The organism is Pseudomonas sp. GM55 (assembly GCF_000282395.1).
Classification (GTDB): Bacteria; Pseudomonadota; Gammaproteobacteria; order Pseudomonadales; family Pseudomonadaceae; genus Aquipseudomonas; species Aquipseudomonas fluorescens_CC.
The window spans coordinates 74,211-95,619 of the sequence record NZ_AKJJ01000053.1; the positions used below are offsets into that span (position 1 = coordinate 74,211).

17 protein-coding genes, 1 tRNA gene and 2 pseudogenes are annotated in these 21,409 nt (G+C 59.0%); 18 read left to right on the forward strand and 2 right to left on the reverse strand.

The annotated features are described in order from the left end of the window. Positions 1–12: 12 nt before the first annotated feature. The gene (locus PMI31_RS15195) at positions 13–1,677 is read right to left on the reverse strand and encodes an OFA family MFS transporter (protein WP_008018967.1); all 1,665 of its coding nucleotides are present in this window, start codon (positions 1,675–1,677) and stop codon (positions 13–15) included. Between the two features lie 229 nt (positions 1,678–1,906). Here PMI31_RS15195 and PMI31_RS15200 point away from each other — a divergent pair, with 229 nt between their 5' ends. From PMI31_RS15200 to PMI31_RS15285, 18 genes and pseudogenes are all read left to right on the forward strand, one after another. After that, the gene (locus PMI31_RS15200) at positions 1,907–2,311 is read left to right on the forward strand and encodes an acetyl-CoA sensor PanZ family protein (RefSeq protein WP_008018968.1); all 405 of its coding nucleotides are present in this window, start codon (positions 1,907–1,909) and stop codon (positions 2,309–2,311) included. Between the two features lie 78 nt (positions 2,312–2,389). After that, the gene (locus PMI31_RS15205) at positions 2,390–4,624 is read left to right on the forward strand and encodes an AsmA family protein (RefSeq protein ID WP_008018969.1); all 2,235 of its coding nucleotides are present in this window, start codon (positions 2,390–2,392) and stop codon (positions 4,622–4,624) included. Then, positions 4,621–5,688: an A/G-specific adenine glycosylase gene (gene mutY / locus PMI31_RS15210; protein WP_008018970.1), complete on the forward strand. Its 1,068-nt coding sequence runs from the start codon at positions 4,621–4,623 to the stop codon at positions 5,686–5,688. Before PMI31_RS15205 ends, mutY begins: the two co-directional genes overlap by 4 nt. Further along, positions 5,685–5,957, forward strand: coding sequence for an oxidative damage protection protein (locus PMI31_RS15215; protein ID WP_007972770.1), 273 nt, complete (start codon positions 5,685–5,687; stop codon positions 5,955–5,957). Before mutY ends, PMI31_RS15215 begins: the two co-directional genes overlap by 4 nt. 103 nt (positions 5,958–6,060) lie before the next feature. Then, a tRNA-Phe gene (locus tag PMI31_RS15220) sits at positions 6,061–6,136 on the forward strand. Between the two features lie 209 nt (positions 6,137–6,345). Then, complete coding sequence (locus PMI31_RS15225; protein WP_008018971.1) at positions 6,346–7,551, forward strand: tyrosine-type recombinase/integrase; 1,206 nt, start codon at positions 6,346–6,348, stop codon at positions 7,549–7,551. Between the two features lie 99 nt (positions 7,552–7,650). Next, positions 7,651–8,538 carry a DUF6387 family protein gene (locus tag PMI31_RS15230; RefSeq protein WP_008018972.1) on the forward strand — a complete coding sequence of 296 codons (888 nt, stop codon included), beginning with the start codon at positions 7,651–7,653 and terminating at the stop codon, positions 8,536–8,538. A 112-nt stretch (positions 8,539–8,650) separates the two neighbouring features. Beyond that, positions 8,651–8,911 carry a helix-turn-helix transcriptional regulator gene (locus PMI31_RS15235; protein ID WP_008018973.1) on the forward strand — a complete coding sequence of 87 codons (261 nt, stop codon included), beginning with the start codon at positions 8,651–8,653 and terminating at the stop codon, positions 8,909–8,911. Beyond that, positions 8,912–9,292, forward strand: coding sequence for a hypothetical protein (locus PMI31_RS15240; RefSeq protein ID WP_008018975.1), 381 nt, complete (start codon positions 8,912–8,914; stop codon positions 9,290–9,292). Further along, positions 9,289–9,765 (forward strand): Rha family transcriptional regulator, encoded by a 477-nt coding sequence (locus PMI31_RS15245; RefSeq protein WP_008018976.1) that lies wholly within the window; start codon positions 9,289–9,291, stop codon positions 9,763–9,765. Before PMI31_RS15240 ends, PMI31_RS15245 begins: the two co-directional genes overlap by 4 nt. Beyond that, a complete protein-coding gene (locus PMI31_RS15250) occupies positions 9,762–10,010 on the forward strand; it encodes a hypothetical protein (protein ID WP_008018977.1) in 249 nt (82 codons plus the stop codon). Before PMI31_RS15245 ends, PMI31_RS15250 begins: the two co-directional genes overlap by 4 nt. Positions 10,011–10,013: 3 nt before the next feature. After that, on the forward strand, positions 10,014–10,304 hold the full coding sequence (locus PMI31_RS29960) for a hypothetical protein (RefSeq protein WP_008018978.1): 291 nt from the start codon (positions 10,014–10,016) through the stop codon (positions 10,302–10,304). Beyond that, a complete protein-coding gene (locus PMI31_RS15260; protein ID WP_008018979.1) occupies positions 10,297–11,172 on the forward strand; it encodes a toprim domain-containing protein in 876 nt (291 codons plus the stop codon). Before PMI31_RS29960 ends, PMI31_RS15260 begins: the two co-directional genes overlap by 8 nt. Beyond that, positions 11,165–12,961 (forward strand): DUF927 domain-containing protein, encoded by a 1,797-nt coding sequence (locus PMI31_RS15265; RefSeq protein WP_008018980.1) that lies wholly within the window; start codon positions 11,165–11,167, stop codon positions 12,959–12,961. The genes PMI31_RS15260 and PMI31_RS15265 overlap by 8 nt, the downstream gene beginning before the upstream one ends. Before the next feature lie 543 nt (positions 12,962–13,504). Beyond that, positions 13,505–13,996, forward strand: coding sequence for a hypothetical protein (locus tag PMI31_RS15270; protein WP_008018981.1), 492 nt, complete (start codon positions 13,505–13,507; stop codon positions 13,994–13,996). A 382-nt stretch (positions 13,997–14,378) separates the two neighbouring features. Next, a pseudogene (locus tag PMI31_RS15280) lies at positions 14,379–16,346 on the forward strand (type I restriction-modification system subunit M); the annotation flags it as partial. Between the two features lie 117 nt (positions 16,347–16,463). After that, positions 16,464–17,081: pseudogene (locus PMI31_RS31340) on the forward strand (restriction endonuclease subunit S); the annotation flags it as partial. Then, positions 17,081–20,281, forward strand: a complete 3,201-nt coding sequence (locus PMI31_RS15285) for a type I restriction endonuclease subunit R (RefSeq protein ID WP_008018985.1) — start codon at positions 17,081–17,083, stop codon at positions 20,279–20,281. The pseudogene PMI31_RS31340 and the gene PMI31_RS15285, both read left to right, overlap by 1 nt. Before the next feature lie 370 nt (positions 20,282–20,651). Here PMI31_RS15285 and PMI31_RS15290 read toward each other — a convergent pair whose 3' ends face one another. Further along, the gene (locus PMI31_RS15290; protein ID WP_008018987.1) at positions 20,652–21,320 is read right to left on the reverse strand and encodes an NUDIX hydrolase; all 669 of its coding nucleotides are present in this window, start codon (positions 21,318–21,320) and stop codon (positions 20,652–20,654) included. Positions 21,321–21,409 lie beyond the last annotated feature (89 nt).

Consider the following 21,409-nt stretch of genomic DNA (forward strand, 5'->3'; position numbering starts at 1 on the left):
CAAGGTATTGCGTTAGTGGAACAGGACCGCTGTTTTCTGCAGGGTCACCCAAACGCCCCACGCCAACGGAATACCCACCACCAACCAGGCTGCAACAGCCAAAGGCTTGGTGCCGGCAGCCGCTTTCCACTCCAACACGGTGCTGCTGTCAGCGCCCTTGTCATGGCCCAGCGCCTGTTCGGCGGCCAGTTCGGCGTCGGTCATGAAATACTTGTCGGCCACCGGACGCACCAGCAGATTGCACAGGAAACCCAGCACCAGCAGGCCGGCGAGGATGTACAGGGTGATGTCGTACGCCGCTGCGCGCTCGACGCCGATGCTCAGTTGATATTCACGCAGGTAGTTCACCAGTACCGGACCCAGCACGCCGGCAGCAGCCCAGGCGGTCAGCAGACGACCGTGGATCGCGCCGACCATTTGCGTACCGAACAGGTCCGCCAGATACGCCGGAACAGTCGCAAACCCGCCGCCATACATCGACAGGATGATGCAGAACGCCGCCACGAACAGCGCGACGCTGCCCAGATGACCAAGGTTCGGAATCAGTCCGTACAAGGCAAAGCCCAGGGCGAAGAACACGAAGTAGGTGTTTTTGCGGCCCAGGTAATCCGAGAACGAAGCCCAGAAGAAACGCCCGCCGATATTGAACAGGCTCAGCAAACCGGTGAAACCGGCAGCGATGGCGGCAATTGAAGCAAGCTGCGAGGCGTCGAGCTGACCGAACGCCAGGTCATTGCCCAGCAACTTGCCGGCGAACACTTCCTGCAACAGCGGCGACGCCATGCCGAGGATGCCGATACCGGCGGATACGTTCAGGCACAGCACCAGCCACACCAGACGAAATTGCGGCGTCTTCCAGGCCACATTCACGTGAACATGACGATGAGTGATCATCGCGTTCGAGGCTTTTTTCACCGGGGCGGTCCAGCCTTCGGGCTTCCAGCCGGTTGGCGGAACGCGGTAGGACAGCGCGCCACCGATCATGAACACGAAGTAGATCGCGGCCATCACCAGGAAGCTCTGCCACACGCCGACGCTGGTTGGCGAAGCGAAATGCCCCATCAGCGCCGCCGCCAGCGGAGCGCCGACCATTGCGCCGCCGCCGAAGCCCATGATCGCCATGCCGGTCGCCATGCCGCGCTTGTCCGGGAACCACTTGATCAGGGTCGATACCGGTGAAATGTACCCCAGGCCCAGGCCGATACCGCCAATGACCCCGGAGCCGATCCACATCAGCCAGATCTGGTGGGTATACACCCCCAGCGCTGAAATCAGCAGACCGCCGCACCAGCACAGCGCCGATACGACACCGGCCTTGCGCGGTCCGGCATGCTCCAGCCAGCCACCCCAGATGGCGGCCGAGCACCCCAGGAAGATGAAGAACAGCGTGTAGATCCAGCCGAGCATCGAGATCGGCCAGTCACACTGAGACGAAAAGACTTGTGCGATAAAACTCATGTCCGGCGCGCAGGCTACCGGAGCGGTGATGCCCAGCGCCTTGGACAGCGGCAGCCAGAACACCGAAAAACCGTAGGCCATGCCGATGCACAAGTGGATGGCCAACGCGGCCGGTGGTACCAGCCAGCGGTTGAAACCGGGCCTGGCGATGATCCGTTCCTTGGACAGGAACGCAGGCTGGCTGGCATTGAAGCCGTCCGCCGTGATGCTCGTAGTCATTGTGTTTCCCCCAATTATCAGTAGGGTTCGCCAGCCACGGTCCACTCCCGGCCTTTATGCACGCAGGCATGACCGTTTTTTGCGGAGCACCTTGTTGTGCGACAACAGGTCGCAGAAGGACGGACGAACGGGCAAAGGTTACCATCTGCAAGTGACCGAAAAACCAAACTGACATCACCTTTTGTACGTTATCCGATCTCTCTCGCCTCATGACCTCACAGGAATCACCATGCCGATCATTGTCGAGCCGCTGAACCACGCCACGTCCCAGGATCGGCAGGATCTGCAGAAGATCTACCGCGATGCTCCAGACTGGTTGTTCGCTCCGTTTTCCGGGGAAGCGCAGTTGATCGAAGACTGTTTGCGCGACGGCACACTGATCGCCGGGCGCTTCAATGATCGCCTGCTGGGCGCGGCCCGTTTGCAAAGGCACCAGGACGCCTGGTACTTGTCACAAATTTGTGTGCGAAAAATTACCCGTCGCCGCGGTGTTGCCGAGCGACTGGTGGCCGAAGCCCGGAAAATGGCCGAGCAATCGGGCATGACCCTGCGCTTGCTGGCGCCTGCCGGGCACCTGGAGGCACAGGCACTGGCCGCCAAGCTGAAACTGTCGCTGGATGTGTTGCCGGAGTGATCGCTGACCGGTCGTCTATCCGGTGGCGCTATACTCCTCGGCTAAATTTTGAATTCGACTATCTACAAGGACTCGCCCATGAAAGCGTTCGGCAAAATCCTGGGTCTGGTACTTCTCGGGCTGTTGCTGATCATTGTGGCGCTGGGCTTTGCCCTGACCCACCTCTTCGATCCCAACGACTACAAAGACGAGATCCGCCAGATTGCCCGCGACAAGGCCCACATCGAGCTGACGCTCAATGGCGATATCGGCTGGAGCCTGTTCCCGTGGCTGGGCCTGGAACTGCACGACGCCAGTGTCGCGACCCTGGTCAAACCGACCGAACCGTACGCCGATCTGCAGATGCTCGGCCTGTCGGTGCGCGTCCTGCCGCTGCTGCGCCGTGAAGTGCAGATGAGCGACGTGCGCGTCGAAGGCCTGAATCTGCGCCTGAACCGCGACAAGGATGGTCACGGCAACTGGGAGGACATCGGCAAGGTGCCTGCAACGACCAACACCGGCGCGGCGACCGGCACCCCGCCAGCCGCTGTCGAACCTGCGCCCGAAGCCAGCGTCGCGGCGGAGAAACCGCCTCAGCCGATTCGCCTGGACATCGACAGCCTGACCGTGAACAACGCACGGGTTGAATACACCGACGAACGAACCGGCAAGAGCTTCAGCGCCGAAAGTATTCAGTTGAGTACCGGTGCGGTTCACGACTCAGTCAACATTCCGCTCAAGCTCACGGCTTTCCTGTCTGCCAACCAGCCGGCACTGCGGGTTCGGACCGAGCTCAATGGTGAGGTGCGTATCGCACGAGCGCTGCAGCGTTATCAGTTCGAAGACATGAAGTTGTCCGGTGAAGTGACCGGCGACCCGCTGCAAGGCAAGACCATGACGTTCTCCGCCCAAGGCCAGCTGGTGCTGGACAAGGCCGCCAACGTTGCCGAGTGGACCGGTATCAAGATCTCCGCCAACCAACTGCGGGCACTGGGTGAACTGAAGGTCAACGACCTCGACAAGACCCCACAGGTCAGCGGTGGCGTCTCGATTGCCCAGTTCGACCTGGCGAAATTCGTCGAAAGCATCGGCCAGAAACTCCCGGCCATGGCCGAAGGCAGCCTGAGCAAAGTCGAGCTGGTCAGCCGATTGGCAGCGACACCGACCAGCCTGGCGCTCGACAACCTCAACCTGAAAGTCGACGACAGCACCTTCAGCGGCCGCATTGCCGTCGAAGACTTTGCCAAACAATCGCTGCGCGCCGTGCTCAAGGCCGACACCTTCAACGTCGACCGTTACCTGCCGCCGAAATCCGCTGAGGCCAATAGCGCCACGCAAGTCCGCCAGGCCGAAGTCGCCAGCACCGAAGCCGATGCCATGGCCGGTGCGGGCAGCACACCACTGCCCCCCGCGCCGACCAAGGACGCCTGGAGCAGCGAGCGCCTGTTGCCAGTGGAACGCTTGAGCAAGCTCGATGTGGACGCCGACCTGACCTTCGGCCAGTTGACCCTGCAAAAACTGCCGATCCATAACGCTGCGCTCAAGGCCACCGGCCAGGGCGGCCTGCTGACGCTGGCCAACCTGCGTGGCGATCTGTACGAGGGCAACTTCGAAACCGCTGGCACGCTCGATGTGCGCCAGCCAGTGCCGGCGCTGAATCTGCAGACGAAAATCAACCGGGTACCGGCAGAAAAAATCCTCGAAAGCCAGGGCAAGAATCCGCCTGTCAAAGGCCTGGTCACGCTCAACAGCAGCCTGACCGGCAACGGCAACAGCCAGAAAGCATTGATCGAAACCCTCAATGGCAACGCCAGTATCGTCATCAACAATGGCGTGCTGCTCAATGCCAACATTGAGCAGCAGTTGTGCAAAGGCATCGCCACGCTCAACCGCAAAACCCTCAGCGGCGAGCCGCGGGGCAAGGACACACCGTTCCAGGAGCTCAAGGGCAACCTGACCTTCCATAACGGCGTAGCCAGCAACCCGGACCTGAAAGTGCGCATCCCGGGCATGGCCGTCAAAGGTGACGGTGACATCGATCTGCGAGTGCTGGGCATGGACTATCGCGTCGGCATCATCGTCGAAGGCGATACGAGCGCCATGCCGGACCCGGCCTGCCAGGTCGGCGACAAGTTTGTCGGTATCGAGTGGCCACTGCGCTGCCGCGGCCCGCTGGAGCTGGGCGCCAAGGCTTGCCGCGTGGATAACGAACGCATGAGCCAGGTCGCGACCAAGGTGGCCGGCGACAGGATCAGCGAAAAAATCGAGGAAAAATGGGGCGACAAAGTCGACCCGAAACTGAAAGACGCACTCAAGGAACTGTTCAAGCGATGAGAGCCGAGCAGTTTTCAACGGCGGTGCTGGACTGGTTCGACCGCCACGGCCGTCACGATTTGCCCTGGCAGCAGGGCATCAACCCGTATCGGGTATGGGTCTCGGAAATCATGTTGCAGCAGACCCAGGTCAGCACCGTGCTGAACTACTTCGATCGCTTCATGGCCTCGTTGCCAACGGTCGAGGCCCTGGCGGCGGCAGCGGAAGACGAAGTGCTGCACCTGTGGACAGGCCTGGGTTACTACACCCGTGCGCGCAATCTGCAGAAGACCGCGAAAATCGTCGTCGAGCAGTACGGCGGCGAATTTCCCCGGGACGTGGAAAAACTCACTGATCTGCCGGGCATCGGCCTGTCCACCGCTGGTGCGATTGCCAGCATCAGCATGGGCCTGCGCGCGCCGATCCTCGACGGCAACGTCAAACGGGTGCTGGCGCGCTTTACCGCACAAGAGGGCTACCCCGGCGAGCCGAAGGTCGCGAAACAGCTCTGGGCCAACGCTGAGCGCTTCACGCCGCACGACCGGGTCAACGCCTACACCCAGGCGATGATGGACCTCGGTGCCACGCTCTGCACCCGCAGTAAACCGAGCTGCCTGCTGTGTCCGCTGGAAAAGGGCTGTGAGGCGCACATGCTTGGCCTGGAAACCAGTTACCCGATCCCCAAGCCGCGCAAGGCCATCCCGCAGAAGCGCACGCTGATGCCAATGCTGGCCAACGCCGAGGGCGCCATTCTGCTTTACCGTCGCCCCTCCACGGGCCTGTGGGGCGGCTTGTGGAGCCTTCCGGAGCTCGACGACCTCGACGACCTGCCGCACCTGGCATCGCAGCATTCGCTGGAACTGGGCACACAACAGGCATTGCCGAGCCTGGTGCACACCTTCAGCCATTTTCAGTTATCCATCGAACCCTGGCTGGTTCAGGTCCAGGAGACCGGCCATCACGTGGCCGAGGCTGACTGGCTCTGGTATAACCTCGCCACCCCGCCGCGCCTGGGCCTTGCCGCCCCGGTCAAGACCTTGCTCGAACGCGCGGCCGCCGTATTGAACGCAGGAGAGTCGTCATGACCCGCACCATCATGTGCCGCAAGTACAAAGAAGAATTGCCAGGCCTGGAGCGCGCACCGTTCCCGGGTGCCAAAGGCCAGGACATTTTTGACCACGTCTCGGCCAAGGCCTGGGCCGACTGGCAAAAGCACCAGACCCTGCTGATCAACGAAAAACGCCTGAACATGATGAACGCCGAAGATCGCAAATATCTGCAAGGCGAGATGGACAAGTACTTCTCCGGCGAGGATTACGCCAAGGCCGAAGGCTACGTGCCGCCGTCGGAATAACCCCGATTTTTCGGGGGTCGGAACGTAAGCGACGGTAATAATTAAATTTTTTTTGAAAACTTGCTTGACGACCCCCTGAAAAACCCGTTTAATGCGCCCCGTTGCCCAGATAGCTCAGTCGGTAGAGCAGGGGATTGAAAATCCCCGTGTCGGCGGTTCGATTCCGTCTCTGGGCACCACCTTTCGTTTTCAGGTGGTACCAACAACACCTGAAAGCCCACAGAGAACCCGCCTAGTGCGGGTTTTTTGCTATCTAGGGTTCCCACCCCTTCCCTTGTAAGCCCAAACATTTGTGAGTAGATTCGTGAGTAGACCCAGTTCGGTCTAGGAATCTACTCACACCAAGTCGGCTAAATGCCTGCCTGGTGCGGCCTGCAAGGGGGCTGCTTTGCCACTATCAGATACCACCATCCGCACCGCCAAGCCGAAGGACAAGCTTTACCGGCTTACCGACGCCAATGGCCTATGCCTTGAAGTAGCCCCGACCGGCTCCAAGCTGTGGCGCTATCGGTACCGCTTCAATGGCAGCGCAAAGATGCTGGCACTTGGCGCATACCCCGCTGTCACCCTGCTAAAAGCTCGCCAGCGCCGCGATGAGGCTCGCAACCTGCTGGCAGAGGGCACAGACCCCGCCGAACACAAGAAAGCCGCCAAACAGGCTCAGAAGGTCGATGGGCTGACCTTCGAGACGCTAGCGCGGGAATGGTACGACTACAACTCGCCACGATGGGCAGAGGCTACCGCCTACAAGGCCAAGCTGTATTTGGATAACGACATCATCCCCGGCATCGGTAGCCGCCCGATAAAAACCATCACCCGACCCGAGCTGGTCGAGCTGGTGCGCTCGGTCGAAGCGCGGGGCACGCTCAACGCAGCCGGCAAGATCCGCCAATGGCTACACCAGATATTCCGCTACGGCCTGGCCAAGGGCGTGGTAGACGCCAACCCGGCCACCGATCTGAGCGTGGTAGCGGCTCCAGTCAAAGCAGCCCGCCATCACCCGCACGTCACTTTTGCCGAGCTGCCCGAGCTGCTGGGCCAGTGCGAAGCCGCGAACATCCATATCCTGACCCGACACGCCATCCGCCTGCTGATGCTGACAGCGGTTCGCCCTGGTGAATTACGTCAAGCGCCATGGGCCGAATTCGATCTAGACGCCGCCACTTGGACGATACCTGCTGAGCGCATGAAAGCCCGTCGCCCGCATATCGTGCCCCTGCCCCGCCAAGCCGTTGCCATCCTGCGCCAGCTCCAAGGTGTCACCGGACGTTACTCCCTGGTCTTTGCTGGCGCCAACCCTGAACGCCCCATGAGCGAGAACACCGTAAATAAGGCACTTCGCCTAATGGGATATGAAGGGCGCCAGACCGGCCACGGGTTCCGCCACCTGCTCAGCACCGAGCTGAACGGACGCGGGTATAACAAAGATTGGATCGAGCGCCAGCTCGCCCACGGTGACACCGATGAGATCCGGGGCACCTACAACCATGCCGCCTACGTCGAGCAACGCCGGGAGATGATGCAATCTTGGGCCGACTCAATCGATGCCGTATGCGCTGGCGCTAACGTGGTGAGCATCAAGCGAAAGGCATAACAAGTTTTGGCTGATCTAGGGTAGCTCCCGAAACGCGAATTTCCCACCCGCTTGGTCAGCCGATCTATTCAATACGGGATCGCCTGGGAGGGCGCAGAAATGGCAAAAATTGATCGCGTAGAAGACCTGCCGGAATGGTTCGATCTGGAGAAGTACCGATGGACTGGATCGTTCGGCGCAGTGGACTGGTTCGAGTGCTTGGACGTGCGGAAGTGGGCGCTTTTTGATCATCCCAATTTCCTTAGCGAAATAAGCAGACGCGCATCGCCGGACGCCACCTCCGAAGATTTTTACAACGCATGGAGCGAGCGGCTAAAAGTAAGGGCAGAGGAGTTACGCGAGGTACGCGAAAATCCACTATGGTGCCGCATCTATGGCGAAGCTTCGCCTTCTTCATGGCTTAGCCACCCTGGTAATCAGCCAGTAAGAGACATAACCACGCTCGACTTGCGTATGCAGGCGGAGTCTGACCAGCATGGAGCAGAAAATGGCCTGTGTGGGCGCGACCTTGCTGAGAGATGGACTGCTATAACCGGCCATTCTCCCGTCCCCGACGATTGTGACTTTCACTTGCCGCTTGAGTTCCGCGACTATTTTCTCTTCCAGCCAATACCTAACGCAGCACTTTTGGTTGATATGCGTACGCCTGATGCCTTACTGAAAAGAGCATTCGATTCGTGGTTGAAGAATGCTAGGGCAAGCCACCAGGTCGGAGCGCGTAAACCCCGAACACCACCCTTTGATCGCTGGGCGCGCTATGGACTGCTGCCTTACCTTGACCTTCTGATCTGGTCACTGGAGACCGAAACCCATATTCCGGATCGCGTCATGTCCGCGGCTATAAGCCTCTACGATGCTGGCGAGGCGAACTTACGTAAGACCATCGCACCGCTGGCAGCCCACCTGATGATAGATCTGTCGGAGCTTGAAACTTTGGCCCTGATAGAAGCCGCCGCCCGAGCACCAGCAGAACCGGAAGCTTTCTAAGGCTTAAACTTTCCGGAAACTTTCGGACGTTGAAACTCGGATAGAAACACGTAAGCGCAATGTATCAAATAGCCATCGTCAATTACCCAAACCTCCCTGGAGCGACTAGACGATGACAGCCACCCCCCACCCCATCCGCACACAATCCAAGCAAGCCGTACTTGCCCCCGGCGACAAGCCAGCAATCCGCTTTATCAAGCGCCAGGAAGTTGAAGGTATCACCGGCCTTTCCTGTACCGAGATCTACCGCCGCATTGCCGCCGACAACTTCCCAAAGCAAGTAATGCTGGGGCCGAAGTGCGTAGTGTGGGTCGAGGCTGAAATTTACGACTGGATGAACGACCGCATCGCCGAAAGCCGCGCGGTGGCCTAAATGAAAAAGGCCACGATCCTCGAAGAGAAACGCAGCCTGTCGCAAGGCAATACTACCACCAGCGGCACGCTAGCCGCCCTGCTGGAAACGGCGCCCACCAAGATTGCCCGCGTCCTGGTGTACTTCCATAACTTTGAATCGCTCAACCGTTTTGAGGCGCCAACGTGGGTTGGCGATACCAGCCTGAACTCGACCATCCCCGTACTGGAGAACAGCTACTGCCTGACCTTTGAACACTTGCCGGAGAAGTCGCCGAACAATTGGGGTGAGCCCTGCGACTGTAACCGTTACCGCCTGCTGGAAAGCTCGTTCGCCCTGGCCGACAAGGTGCTGACGCTGATGTTCAACCGAACAGCCAAGCGCCAGAAGGTGGCGGCATGAGCCCTATCACCCTAATCAAATCCCAAGGCGAGCCCCGCGTGGATAGTCGCGTGCTCGCCAAACAGATGGGTAATCAACACAAAAACACCATGGAATTGATCGACCGGTACGCCAGCGAGATCAAACGATTTGGACTTCTTCCGTTTCAAACGGAGGCAGTGAAGGCGCCAGGCTCTCGAGGTGCAAAACATCGGCGGTTCGCCCTGCTGAACGAAGATCAAGCGTTTTTCCTGCTAGCGCTGTCTCGCAATACTGATCAAGTGGTAGAGCTGAAGTCGGATCTGATTGTGGCGTTTCGCGAGACCCGTTATGGGTACGCCTGCCAGAAGCTGGAGTCTCGGACGCAGGAGGCAAGCCAGAGCGGTCGCAGCCTCGCCCACTTTCGCTGGGACAAGCCAGGCCTGGTGCAAGATGTGGCTTATCTGAAAGAGCAACTGAAGTTGCCTATCGAGCTGGAGGACATGCGCTCATGACGTTCGGAACTTTCGCGCAAATCGCCAATGAATCGCTCGACACTATGGAATGCAGTCGCGACCACCTACGGTGGCTGTCGGCACTCGGCAAGGCGATTCACACTGACCTGTCCACTGGTCACGGCCTTATCGCAAAGGATCTGGCGGACCTCGCCCAATACCTCGCTGACGATCACCGCAATAATCTGGACGACCAGTTCAGCCAACTCAACGACCAGCTCGAAGCTATCGAACTGAGGGCGTAACCCTTGAAAACTCAAAACAGTGCGCAAGCGCTGACGGGATCGGCTTGCCCGAAGAAAGCCACCGAGCTGTTTTATGTGACCCACCCGAAGGCGCCCAAAGCGCTGCTAGGGCCGTTCCTGACCGAGGCTGACGCCGAGTGTGGGCGCATCGTCATGCGTAGTGCCGATGCCTTGGTCACGTCCGCTCTGATCGATCACCTGGACGACTTCACCCGCTCGCACGCCGTGAATAACGGGCAGGTCTGTCGGGCCTTTGCTGGCGCTGATCACCAAGGAAGCGTCTGCCATGACTGACGCCACGATCCTTTTCCATGACGCGCTCCAGTCGGTCTATGGCCCGCTCGACCGACTGCCGGTGCCCGATGGCGCCATTCACCGCTTCCGTGTGCCCGACGACAAGCCCGGCTCGCTCAACGGCTGGTACGTGCTGTACCTGGACGGCATTGCCTCGGGGGCGTTCGGCAGCTGGAAGGCTGGCGGCACTCACACCTGGACCAGTCGTGAACCTGCCGACTACCGCGAAGCCGAGCAGGTGTGCCAACGCGTCGAGCAGGCCCGCCAGCAGCGCGAAGCCGAGCAACAGCGGCGCCAGCAGAAGACCGCCAAGTTGGCCAACCACTGGTGGAGGGATGCGCGCCGCGCCGATCCGGATCACCCGTACTTGTTGGCCAAGAGGGTAGGCCCTCACGGCCTGCGCCAGCGTGGTGACGAACTGCTGGTGCCACTGTACGCCGATAGCCAGTTGGTCAACCTGCAACGCATTGCCCAGGACGGCAGCAAGCGCTTTCTGTTCGGCGGTCGCATCAAGGGCTGCTATTCGCCACTGGGGCAGGTCGCCGCCGATCGTCCGCTGTGTATCTGCGAAGGCTGGGCCACGGGCGCCACGCTCCACCAGGACGGCAGCTACACGGTTGCCGCCGCGATGAACGCCGGGAACCTCAAGCCGGTGGCGCTGGCGCTGCGTGCCCGCTATCCGGGTCTGGAACTCATCCTCGCTGGCGACGACGACCGGCATACCGAGGGCAATCCGGGGCGCACCGCTGCCAATGCGGCGGCAGTCGCTGCCGGTGGTCAAGTGGCTTTCCCCGACTGGCCCGCCGACGCGCCCACCGCTCTCTCCGACTTCAACGACCTCGCCAACTGGAAACGCTCCCATGAATAACCCTGACGCCAACGTCATCAAACTGCGCCCAGACGTTGCGACCATTAAGCCGGATCGCCCGTGCTGGGCGGTGTATGAACACTGGGTAACGAACGAGAAGGGCGAAAAGCTGCGTCCGGGCGTGTACCGGCATGGCTTCAAGCGTAGCGTCCTCGATCAAGATACCGACGAGGACACCAACACCGCCCGCACCACCGTTGACGAGTGGATCGCCAGCCCGGTGACGGTGATTGCCCGCACCACCAACAGCGACGACGACAGCGAAGGCCGCTTACTGCGTCTGGTGACCGAGCGCGGGGTCAGGGAATGGATCATCCCCATGGAGGTCTTCGGCGGCAGTGGCGAGGATGCTAGACGGCAGCTGTTCGGCATGGGCGTCATCATCGCGCTCAAGAAACGTGGCGCGTTCATGGAGTACTTGTTGGCGCAGTGCCCCACCGAGGTGTTCGCCACCACTTGCCGTCCCGGCTGGCATGAGTCGTCGGGCGCCTTTGTACTGCCAGGGCGCACCATTGGCAGCCACAAGGTGCGCTATCAGTCCAGCGGCAAGGGGCAGAACCTGTTCAGTCTGCGCGGCGACCTGGAGGGCTGGAAAACCGAAGTCGCGACCAAGTGTGAAGGCAACCCGGTGCTGACCCTCGCTATCGGTTGCGCATTAGCTGGCCCGCTGCTGAGCCTGGTGGGCGTATTGGGTGGCGGTGTTCATCTGGTGGGTGACAGCTCCAGCGGCAAGTCACTGGCACAACTGATCGGCTCCTCCGTGTGGGGCGACCCTAGCATCTTTGCCGCGTCCTGGGACATGACGAAGGGCGGTTTGGAGATTGAAGCCTCGGGCCGCAATGACACTCTGCTGCCCTTGGACGAGATCAAGCGCGCCGACCCCAAGCGCGTACAGGAAATGGCCTACTCGCTCGCCAACGGCCAGGGCAAGGGCACCATGACCCGCGAGCGTGAAGGTCGGCCCAAGTTGAGCTGGCGCCTGCTGACGCTCTCCAGCGGCGAGCGGTCATTGTCCGAACACGCGGCCATCGGTGGCAATGCGGCCCACGCTGGCGCTGAACTGCGCATGGTGGACGTGAATGCCGGTACTCGCACCCATCGGGCCTTCGACGAGTTGCACGGCCTGGACGGCGCCAACTTCCACCGTGAGCTGACGGTTGCTGTCGGTGCCCACCATGGGCATATCGGGCCAGCATTCGTGGAAAAGCTGCTCGCCAGTGATGACCGTCCCGGCCTGCTGAAAGACTTCGCCGGCATCCGCGCCCAGTTCATCGATGACAACGCTCAAGCCGGACGGGTAGCGGATCGGTTCGCCGTCATCGCGCTGGCGGGGGAAATGGCCATCGCCTATGGTCTGCTGCCTTGGGCGCCAGGCAGCGCCCTGGCCGATTGCCAGTTGCTCTATGGCGAGTGGTTGAGCCGGGTAGGCAGCGGCAATGCCGAAGACCGCCAGATCCTCGCAGGCATCGCCGACTTCATCGCCAAGCACGGCAGCAGCCGCTTTTCCAACGTGAACGCATCAGAAGATGACACCAAGGTGTTCAACCGGGCCGGGTACTGGGAGTTATCAATGGGTAAGCGCCTGTACCTGTTCAACAAGCCGGCACTGATCGAGGCCGCGCACGGCCATGGCCTGCCCCGCGTGGTCAAGGCGCTGGAGGGGGCAAACGCCCTCGCAGACCACAACAACGAGCGCAAGATGAAAAACTACCGCCTGCCTGGTGGCGGGCAAGAACGTCTGTATGTGATTGACCCCGAAGCCCTTGACGGCGAAAGGGGCCGCGTATGACCGCCACTACCACCAAACACTAATGCCCGAGTTCACAGGAACCTAGAATCACTGGCAACAGTGGCAACACCGGCAACGGCCTTGTGCTCCGTGGCTTAGAGCCGTTGCCACCCTATAAAAAAGTGGCAACAACTGGCAACACACACATCAATTTCAATATAAAAGAGCCTGTCGAACATTGCTTTTGGTTATCACTGTTGCCGGTAAAAAACCGGTGGCAACAAAATCCCGGCATCGGCAACGCCTGGAAGCCACGGTTTAAGAGGCTGTTGCCATTGTTGCCACGGTTGCCGGTGTTTTTGAATTCACAGGAGCATGTGTTTGTTAAAGGTTCGAGCAGGTTGAATTACCCAGCAGTTGCTTTTGATTTACTCCTAGTGCGGCGAACAGTTGCCTCGCTGGGGAGGACGGCGATGAGCAGGGTATTCTGAACAAGCCTGCTTCGAAAAATGACCACCCCAATTCGCAGCCCGCAGAGTGAAGGCATGTCCGAAAGATTCGTGAAATGCATACATCGGAGATAAGCATTGTGGATACGCAAGCATGACTGATCGCAAAGAGTATTTGACCGAGTACCCGGCGCCCCTCGTTGAGCAGATGGCGCCGAACTACCTGGGCAACCCGAACGCGGTTGCCGAGATTCTCAATGAGTTCGTGACCGAGATTTACGGGTGGGTGGGGCAGCGCTCGAGCGGTGCCATGACCGCGGATGAGATGACCGAGCTGGCCTATGCGCGCAGTCGCAAGTTTGCCGCAATCTTCTCCGGCGAGAATCCGGACTATGCCGGGATTATCGGCTGGAACACGCGCTCTGGTGGCGGCCTGGGCGCCTACCTGATGGCGGACCTTGGCCACTACTGGCAAAACAATCGGGACACCTTTGGCAATGACCCGTATCGGGCTTGTTACGGCTGGCTACTATGGGCGACGGTCGACGCGATGAAAATCGACGACGAGGATCTTACCGCGCTGAAGATGGGCGATCGCCTTAAAAGCGTAATTCGCCTGCTGACCGGCACTACAAAGAGAGTCTGATGGATACGCGCGCGGTTTTTCTGCTGAAGTCCGAGGTCAAGGGCCACGTCCGCACGGATGTATCCGTGACAGGTGACAAGCTGTGGTGCTTCCTAGGTGCGCATGAGTGGAAGGTGCTTCACCAATCGACTTGGGAGCTGCGAAATCGCACTCCACTTGAACACCCGTTTGCATTCGACCTGACCAGTCATTTGCATTTGTTCTGACCACCGATTGCATCGGACTTGACCAGCTCGCTTTGTAACCATGATCGGCAGAGAACGGCCAAAAGCGGACCCCGCTCAGCGGTTGTCACAACTGTAGATTCAACCGATGGACGCTCCTGATGGGCACCCTCGGGTGTTAGACTTGCGCTTTTGCCCCAACTCCAAGGAGTTATTGCGTGAATACGGAAAATCATTCCCAGACGGCCGCTTTTCTCTGGTCGATTGCCGATCTGCTACGCGGTGACTTCAAGCAGTCTCAGTACGGTCGCATTATCCTGCCATTCACCCTGCTACGGCGCATGGAGTGTGTGCTGGCGCCAACCAAGGATGCCGTGATTCGCGAGTTCTACGCCCAGGAAGGTCGCCCGGACGCCGTACGTGAAATGTATATGCTGCGTGCAGCAGGTGGCCTGCAGTTCTTTAACGCCTCGCCGCTGACCCTCGGCACTCTGTCCGATACCCAGACCTCGGCCGATCTGATGAGCTACGTGCAGTCCTTCAGCAAGGACGCCCGAGAGATCTTCGAGCACTTCCACTTCGAGGATTTCGTCCAGCAGCTGGCGACCGCCAACCTGCTGTATCAGGTGGTACAGCGATTTGCCGTCGCGCCCTTGGAACCTGCGCGCATTAGCAATTTCGGCATGGGCATCATCTTTGAAGAACTGATCCGCAAGTTCGCGGAAAGCTCTAACGAAACCGCCGGGGAGCATTTCACCCCGCGCGATATCGTGCACCTCACCACTTCGCTGGTGATCACCGATCAGGACCACAAACTCGCGCCCAACAGCATCGTCACCATCTATGATCCAACGGCGGGTACGGGTGGTTTTCTGTCCGAGGGTGATGAGTACATCCAGTCCATCAGCGAAAAGGTCAGCGTCTCCCTGCACGGCCAAGAGCTGAATCCCGAGTCATACGCCATCTGCAAAGCGGACATGCTGATCAAGGGCCAGGACGTGACCAGCATCAAACTGGGCAACACCCTGTCAACCGACCAACTGGCCGACAAGCACTTCGACTTTATGCTCAGCAACCCGCCGTTTGGTGTGGAATGGAAGAAGGTGCAGAAGCAAATCACCGACGAGCACAACAATAAGGGTTTCGACGGGCGCTTCGGTCCGGGTCTGCCAAGGGTGTCCGACGGTTCGCTGCTGTTCCTCCTGCACCTGGTCAGCAAGATGCGCGACCCGCGTGACGGTGGCTCGCGCATAGGCATCATCCTCAACGGTTCGCCGCTGTTTACCGGCGGCGCGGGTTCGGGCGAGTCGGAGATTCGTCGCTACCTACTGCAGAACGATCTGGTCGAAGCCATCGTCGCGCTGCCGACAGACATGTTCTACAACACCGGCATCGCCACCTATGTGTGGATACTCAGCAATCACAAGGCCGCTGCGCGCCAAGGAAAGGTACAGTTGATCGATGGCAGCCAGCACTTCGCCAAAATGCGCAAGTCGCTTGGCAGCAAGCGCCAGTACATCACCGAAGATCAAATCAGCGAGCTAGTGCGCCTCTATGGCTGCTTCGAGCAAACCGCGCAAAGCAAAATCTTCCCCACCGACGCCTTTGGCTACCGCCGCATCACCGTCGAGCGCCCGTTACGCTTGAACTTCCAGACTAGCGCCGAGCGCATCGAGCGCGTGCTGGAGGAAAAGATCATGCAGAAACTCGACAATGCCGCACAGCAGCGACTGCTAAGCGCCCTGCGGGCCATGAATGGCAGCGTGCTACACAACAATCGCGAGCAGTTCGGCAAACTGTTAAAAAAGTCCCTGAGCGAGTACGAAGTATTTCCCACTGCGGCGGAACTCAAGGCGCTGCTCAACGCCTTGAGCGAGCGCGACCCCGACGCTGACATCTGTACCAACAAGGGCGTGCCGGAGGCAGATACCGGCCTGCGCGACAACGAGAATGTGCCCTTGGGAGAGTCGGTGAATGACTACTTTGAGCGCGAAGTGAAGCCCCATGTGCCGGACGCATGGATTGACGAAAGCAAAACCGACGAACAAGACGGCGAGGTCGGCATCGTGGGCTTCGAGATTCCCTTTAACCGCTATTTCTATGAGTTCCAGCCATCGCGTGCGCTGGCTGATATTGACCGCGATCTGAAAGCTTGCACTGACCTTATCAAACAGATGATTGAGGGGGCTGTCGGCATGAGCTTTCCAAGGAATCCGGAATACAAAAAATCAGGGGTGGAGTGGCTTGATGAGGTGCCGAAGCATTGGGATGTAGGCAGCTTCAGACGATTAATTAAGTCGGTAAGCAATGGGACGACTGCTGATCAGGTTGATGAAACTGAAAATACCGTTGCAGTTAGTCGAATCGAGACTATATCTACTGGCGAAATTAATTTTGAGAAAGTTGGGTATGTTGATCACGCCGAAGCCGCAAAGAGATTCTTGCTAAATGAGGGTGATATTCTCTTTTCGCATATTAACTCTTTGCCGATGGTAGGTAATGTCGCGCTTTATCGTGGCGGCAGATCCCTTTTGCATGGCATGAATTTGCTACGGATACAGCCTCGCACTGATGTCGTGAGTGATTGGATCTTCTATTGGTTGAAGTCCAAAAATATACGTCAAGAGATAGAGAGCCGAGCAAAGCCTGCCATCAACCAGGCGAGCGTCTCAACTGACTCCGTTAGGGCAATACCTGCCCTGATTCCTCCTATGCAAGAACAAATCCAAATCGCTCGCTTTCTCGACCACGAAACCGCTCGCATCGACGCGCTTATTGAAGAGCAGCAACGCCTCATTGAAATGCTCAAGGAAAAGCGTCAGGCCGTGATCTCTTCCGCCGTCACCGGCAAAATTGACGTGCGCGGCTGGCAGCCTCCGGTCAGCGCGCTTATTCCCGAATTAGCACAAGAGGCCGTGTAATGGCGGACAGCAAGGAAGCTCAATTTCAGAAGGACATCATCGACGACCTAGCCGCTCAAGGCTGGCTAGTCGGCACGGCCAGCGGCTACGACCGCCGCACGGCGCTGTATACCGAAGATGCGCTGGGTTACTTCAAGGACGCCTGGCCGGAGCGCTGGGATAAGTTCGCCAAGGCGAACCCGAATGCGCCAGAGGATGTGCTGGTGCAAAAGCTGGTGCGCGAGCTGGAACAGAGTGGCACCCTGGATGCGCTGCGCCATGGCTTTAAGCTGCCGGCGGTAAAAGTGGAGCTGTGTAGCTTTCAGCCCGACCACGGCATGAACCCGGACACTCTCAAGCGCTACCAATGCAACCGCTTGCGCGTGGTGCCGGAGGTGTCCTATTCACCACACGCGCGTGAGGCCGGCAGCAGTGGACAGAGCTACAATCCACGGCTGGATCTTGTGCTGTTTGTCAACGGCATCCCCACCGCCACGCTGGAACTGAAAAGCGAGTTCAAGCAGTCGGTCGAGAACGCCAAGCGTCAGTACCGTTACGACCGCCCTGTGAAAGACCCGCTAACGCGTAAGCCTGAGCCGTTGCTGACCTTTAAGCGTGGCGCGCTGGTGCATTTCGCCGTAGGGCAGAATGAGGTGGCGATGACCACGAAACTGGCGGGCAAGGACACTCTCTTCCTGCCCTTTAACCTCGGCAGCGAGGAAGGCGGTGCTGGCAACCCAATACCTGCCGACGATAGCCAGTACGCCACCGGCTACCTGTGGCAACGGCTGTTGCAGCCAGATGCCTGGCTAAAAGTGTTGGGGCGCTTTCTTCACCTGGACAAAAAAACCAGCGAAGGCTTCGACGGTACGCTGGTTCGCAAGGAAACGATGATCTTCCCGCGTTACCATCAATGGGAAGTGGTCAACAAGCTGGTCAATACCACCCACACGGAAGGACCGGGCAAGCGCTATTTAATCCAGCACAGCGCCGGCTCGGGCAAGTCCAACTCCATCGCCTGGACTGCGCATCAATTGGCCTCGCTGTACGACGATGCTGGTCAGCGTCTGTTCAACTCGGTGATCGTGGTCACCGACCGCACGGTGCTGGATAGTCAGTTGCAGAACACCATCTACCAGTTCGAGCACGCCCAGGGCGTGGTCAAACCAATCAGTCGTGATGTCGGCAACCAAAGCAAGTCCGAACAACTGGCTGAGGCGCTGGCCGAACAGACGCGCATTATTATCGTCACCATCCAGACCTTCCCGGCGTTGTTCGATGCCCTGGACAAGTACCCCAAGCTGGCCAGCGGGCGTTATGCGGTGATCGCCGACGAAGCGCACTCCTCGCAAACTGGCTCGTCGGCCAGCAAACTGAAGCAGATTCTCGGCAGCGATGCACTGGACGCCGAGGAAGTCAGCGCCGAAGAGTTGTTGGACGCCGCCGTACAGGCGCGCCAACCGAATGAGCGCATCAGTTACTACGCCTTCACCGCCACGCCTAAGGCCAAGACGTTGGAACTGTTCGGTCGCCCGGCCGACCCTATGCTGCCGGCTAGCTCCAGCAACAAGCCGGAGGCGTTTCATCTGTATTCCATGCGCCAGGCCATCGAGGAAGGCTTTATCCTCGACGTGCTGCGCAATTACACCACCTACAGCACCGCCTGGAAGATCGCCCACCCGAATGGCGAAGACGACGAGGTAGACAGCAAGAAGGCACGCATCAAACTTGCGCGCTGGGTGCGTTTGCATCCATACAACATCAGTCAAAAGGTTGAAGTGATCGTCGAGCACTTCCGAGCCAATATCCGTAATCTGCTCAATGGCCAGGCCAAGGCCATGGTGGTGACCAGCAGCCGCCAAGAAGCGGTGCGTTACCAGTTGGCGGTGAGAGCCTATGTACAGCAGATGGGTTACAACGATGTGCACCCACTGGTGGCGTTCTCCGGCAGCGTGCTACCGGATGAGGTGATCCCCGAAGAGGTGACGGAAAGTAGCAGCCTGCTCAACCCTAGCCTGAATGGCCGCGACCTGGCAGTTGCGTTCGACACCCAAGACTTCAACGTAATGATTGCGGCCAATAAGTATCAGACCGGTTTCGATCAGCCCAAACTGTGTGCCATGTACGTGGACAAGAAGCTGCAAGGCGTGGACTGCGTGCAGACCTTGTCGCGGTTGAACCGCACGTTCGGTGACAGCAAGGAAACATTCATCCTCGACTTCTTCAATGAACCGCAGGATATTCTCGACGCCTTCTTACCGTACTACACCAAGGCCGAGCTGACAGATGTAACCGACCCGCAGATCATCTATGACCTGCAGAAGAAGCTGGATGCCGAGGGGATCTATCACTGGCAGGAGGTCGAGGCGTTCGCCATGGCCTTCTTCGACCCCAAGGCGGCAGCCAGCAAGCTCAGCTACTACTGCACTCCGGCAAAGGAGCGCTTTGCCAAGCGCTACGCCTTCTCGGTGGAGTCGCGCCAGCAAGCGCTGGATTACAAGCGCACAGCCGAAGCCGACGGCGACAGCACTCGCCTGAAAAAAGCCGAGCACGCGCTGAAAGAGGCCGGCGAGCAGATAGACCAACTAGACCTGTTCCGCAAGAACCTGCAGAGCTTTGTGCGCCTGTACGAGTTCCTCTCACAGATCGTGCCCTACGAGGACCGCGAATTGGAGCAGCTCTGCGTGTACGCCAAGCACCTGTACCCTCTGCTGCGCGTGGATCGTCTGCAACAAGACGACGTGGACGTGGGCGAGCTGCAACTGAGCCACTACCGCCTGAGCAAGCGCGCCGAACACCAGTTACGTCTGAACGAGGACGACGGCGAATACACCCTCAAACCTGGCAGTGATGTGGGCAGCGGCAAGCCCCATGACCCGGAGAAGAAGCGCTTGTCGGAAATCATTGAGGCGCTGAACGATATCTTTGGTGCCGATGTGAGCGATGACGACCAGCTGCAGTTCCTCACCGGCATCGCCCAGCGCATCAGCCGCCAGGAAGATGTGATGGCCCAGGTGAACAATCACTCGGTGGATCAAGTGATGCATGGCCTGTTCCCCAAACGCGTTCTGGACACCGTACTGGATGCCATGACCGACCACGAGAAGCTGTCGCTGGAAGTGCTGGATAATGAGACCAAAAGCCGGGCATTTGCCTTGGTGATTTTGAAGATGCTGAAGTCGGCGGCCGCCTTTGATGAATTCGGCTTGAGCGATGCCTGAATCCATATAAAACGCATCAACGAAATACGCGCCGACATCTGCTTTTTGCCGACGTCTGCCCATCGCCACCGGCTGCAATGGGTCGATCTCTGCCGGTCATGTCCACGACATCGTGCTGGTCAGGTCGAATGCAAATGGGTGGGCAAGTCTGTGCAATTACCCAGGAGCGGACCAATGGGGCTGAGGTTCTTGCCCACGGCCCGCTCTACCATCTGCAATGCGGGTGCTCGCACAAGCGGATTACTATGTAAGCAGGTAACCCGTTAATTACGTAATTGAATAGCGTGGTAACTGGGTAATTGATTAACTGAAAAATTGATTATCCACCGTCTTGCTGACATTGCCGATAAGCCCGACACCAGCTTGAGCGTTAAGGTGCTGACAGTCCGGCGCCGCCCCTCTGGCCCAAGCGCTCCCTCAGCGCTTCGATTACAGGCTTGTCTGCCGTACCGTTCAGCAGTCTCGGTAGGGTATCCAATGGCACCAGGCCGACAGCCTGACTTTCCCAGCCCATGGCCGCCGGTGATCCACCGAGGCGCTCGCCGATGTAGAGGCGGCAAACGCTGGTCGTGCGAGTGAAGTCACCCAGCAGACCGGTGATCCGCACCTGTAGACCCGACTCCTCCATAGCCTCGCAGATCGCCGTCGCTTGCAGCGTCATGCCCTTGGTGACAGTTCCTTTTGGAAAGGTCCAGTTGTAGCCACCGAAGCCGTTGGTGGGTGCAACGATCCATACCCTACCATCACCTTCCAGTACAATAATGCCTGCACTGGCTTTCAAGCCTGGCGTTTGCTTGAGTGGTGGCGCCTCTTGGTCGAGAAGCTGGCTTGTAATCGCGTTCCAGCCTTCAGCCGTTGTCGGGTGTTCTGTCCAAGGTGAGACCGGGATGCCGTTGATCATACTTGGCAAATCTCCGCCGGGAATTGCCGTAGCAATAGTGGCGGCATCCTGCCAAGTCTCGGCAGTCGAGGATGTACTCGGATGCTTGATTAGAACCGGTTTCCCGTGCTCGTCCTGATGTGGGTGGTAGATGGACATGCCTTACTCCTTTTTGTCATGGCGAAGACTGGGGATTGTCTGTATCACAGCGGCGCCAGCGCGGATGATGGAGCCGGGGGTGACAAGGG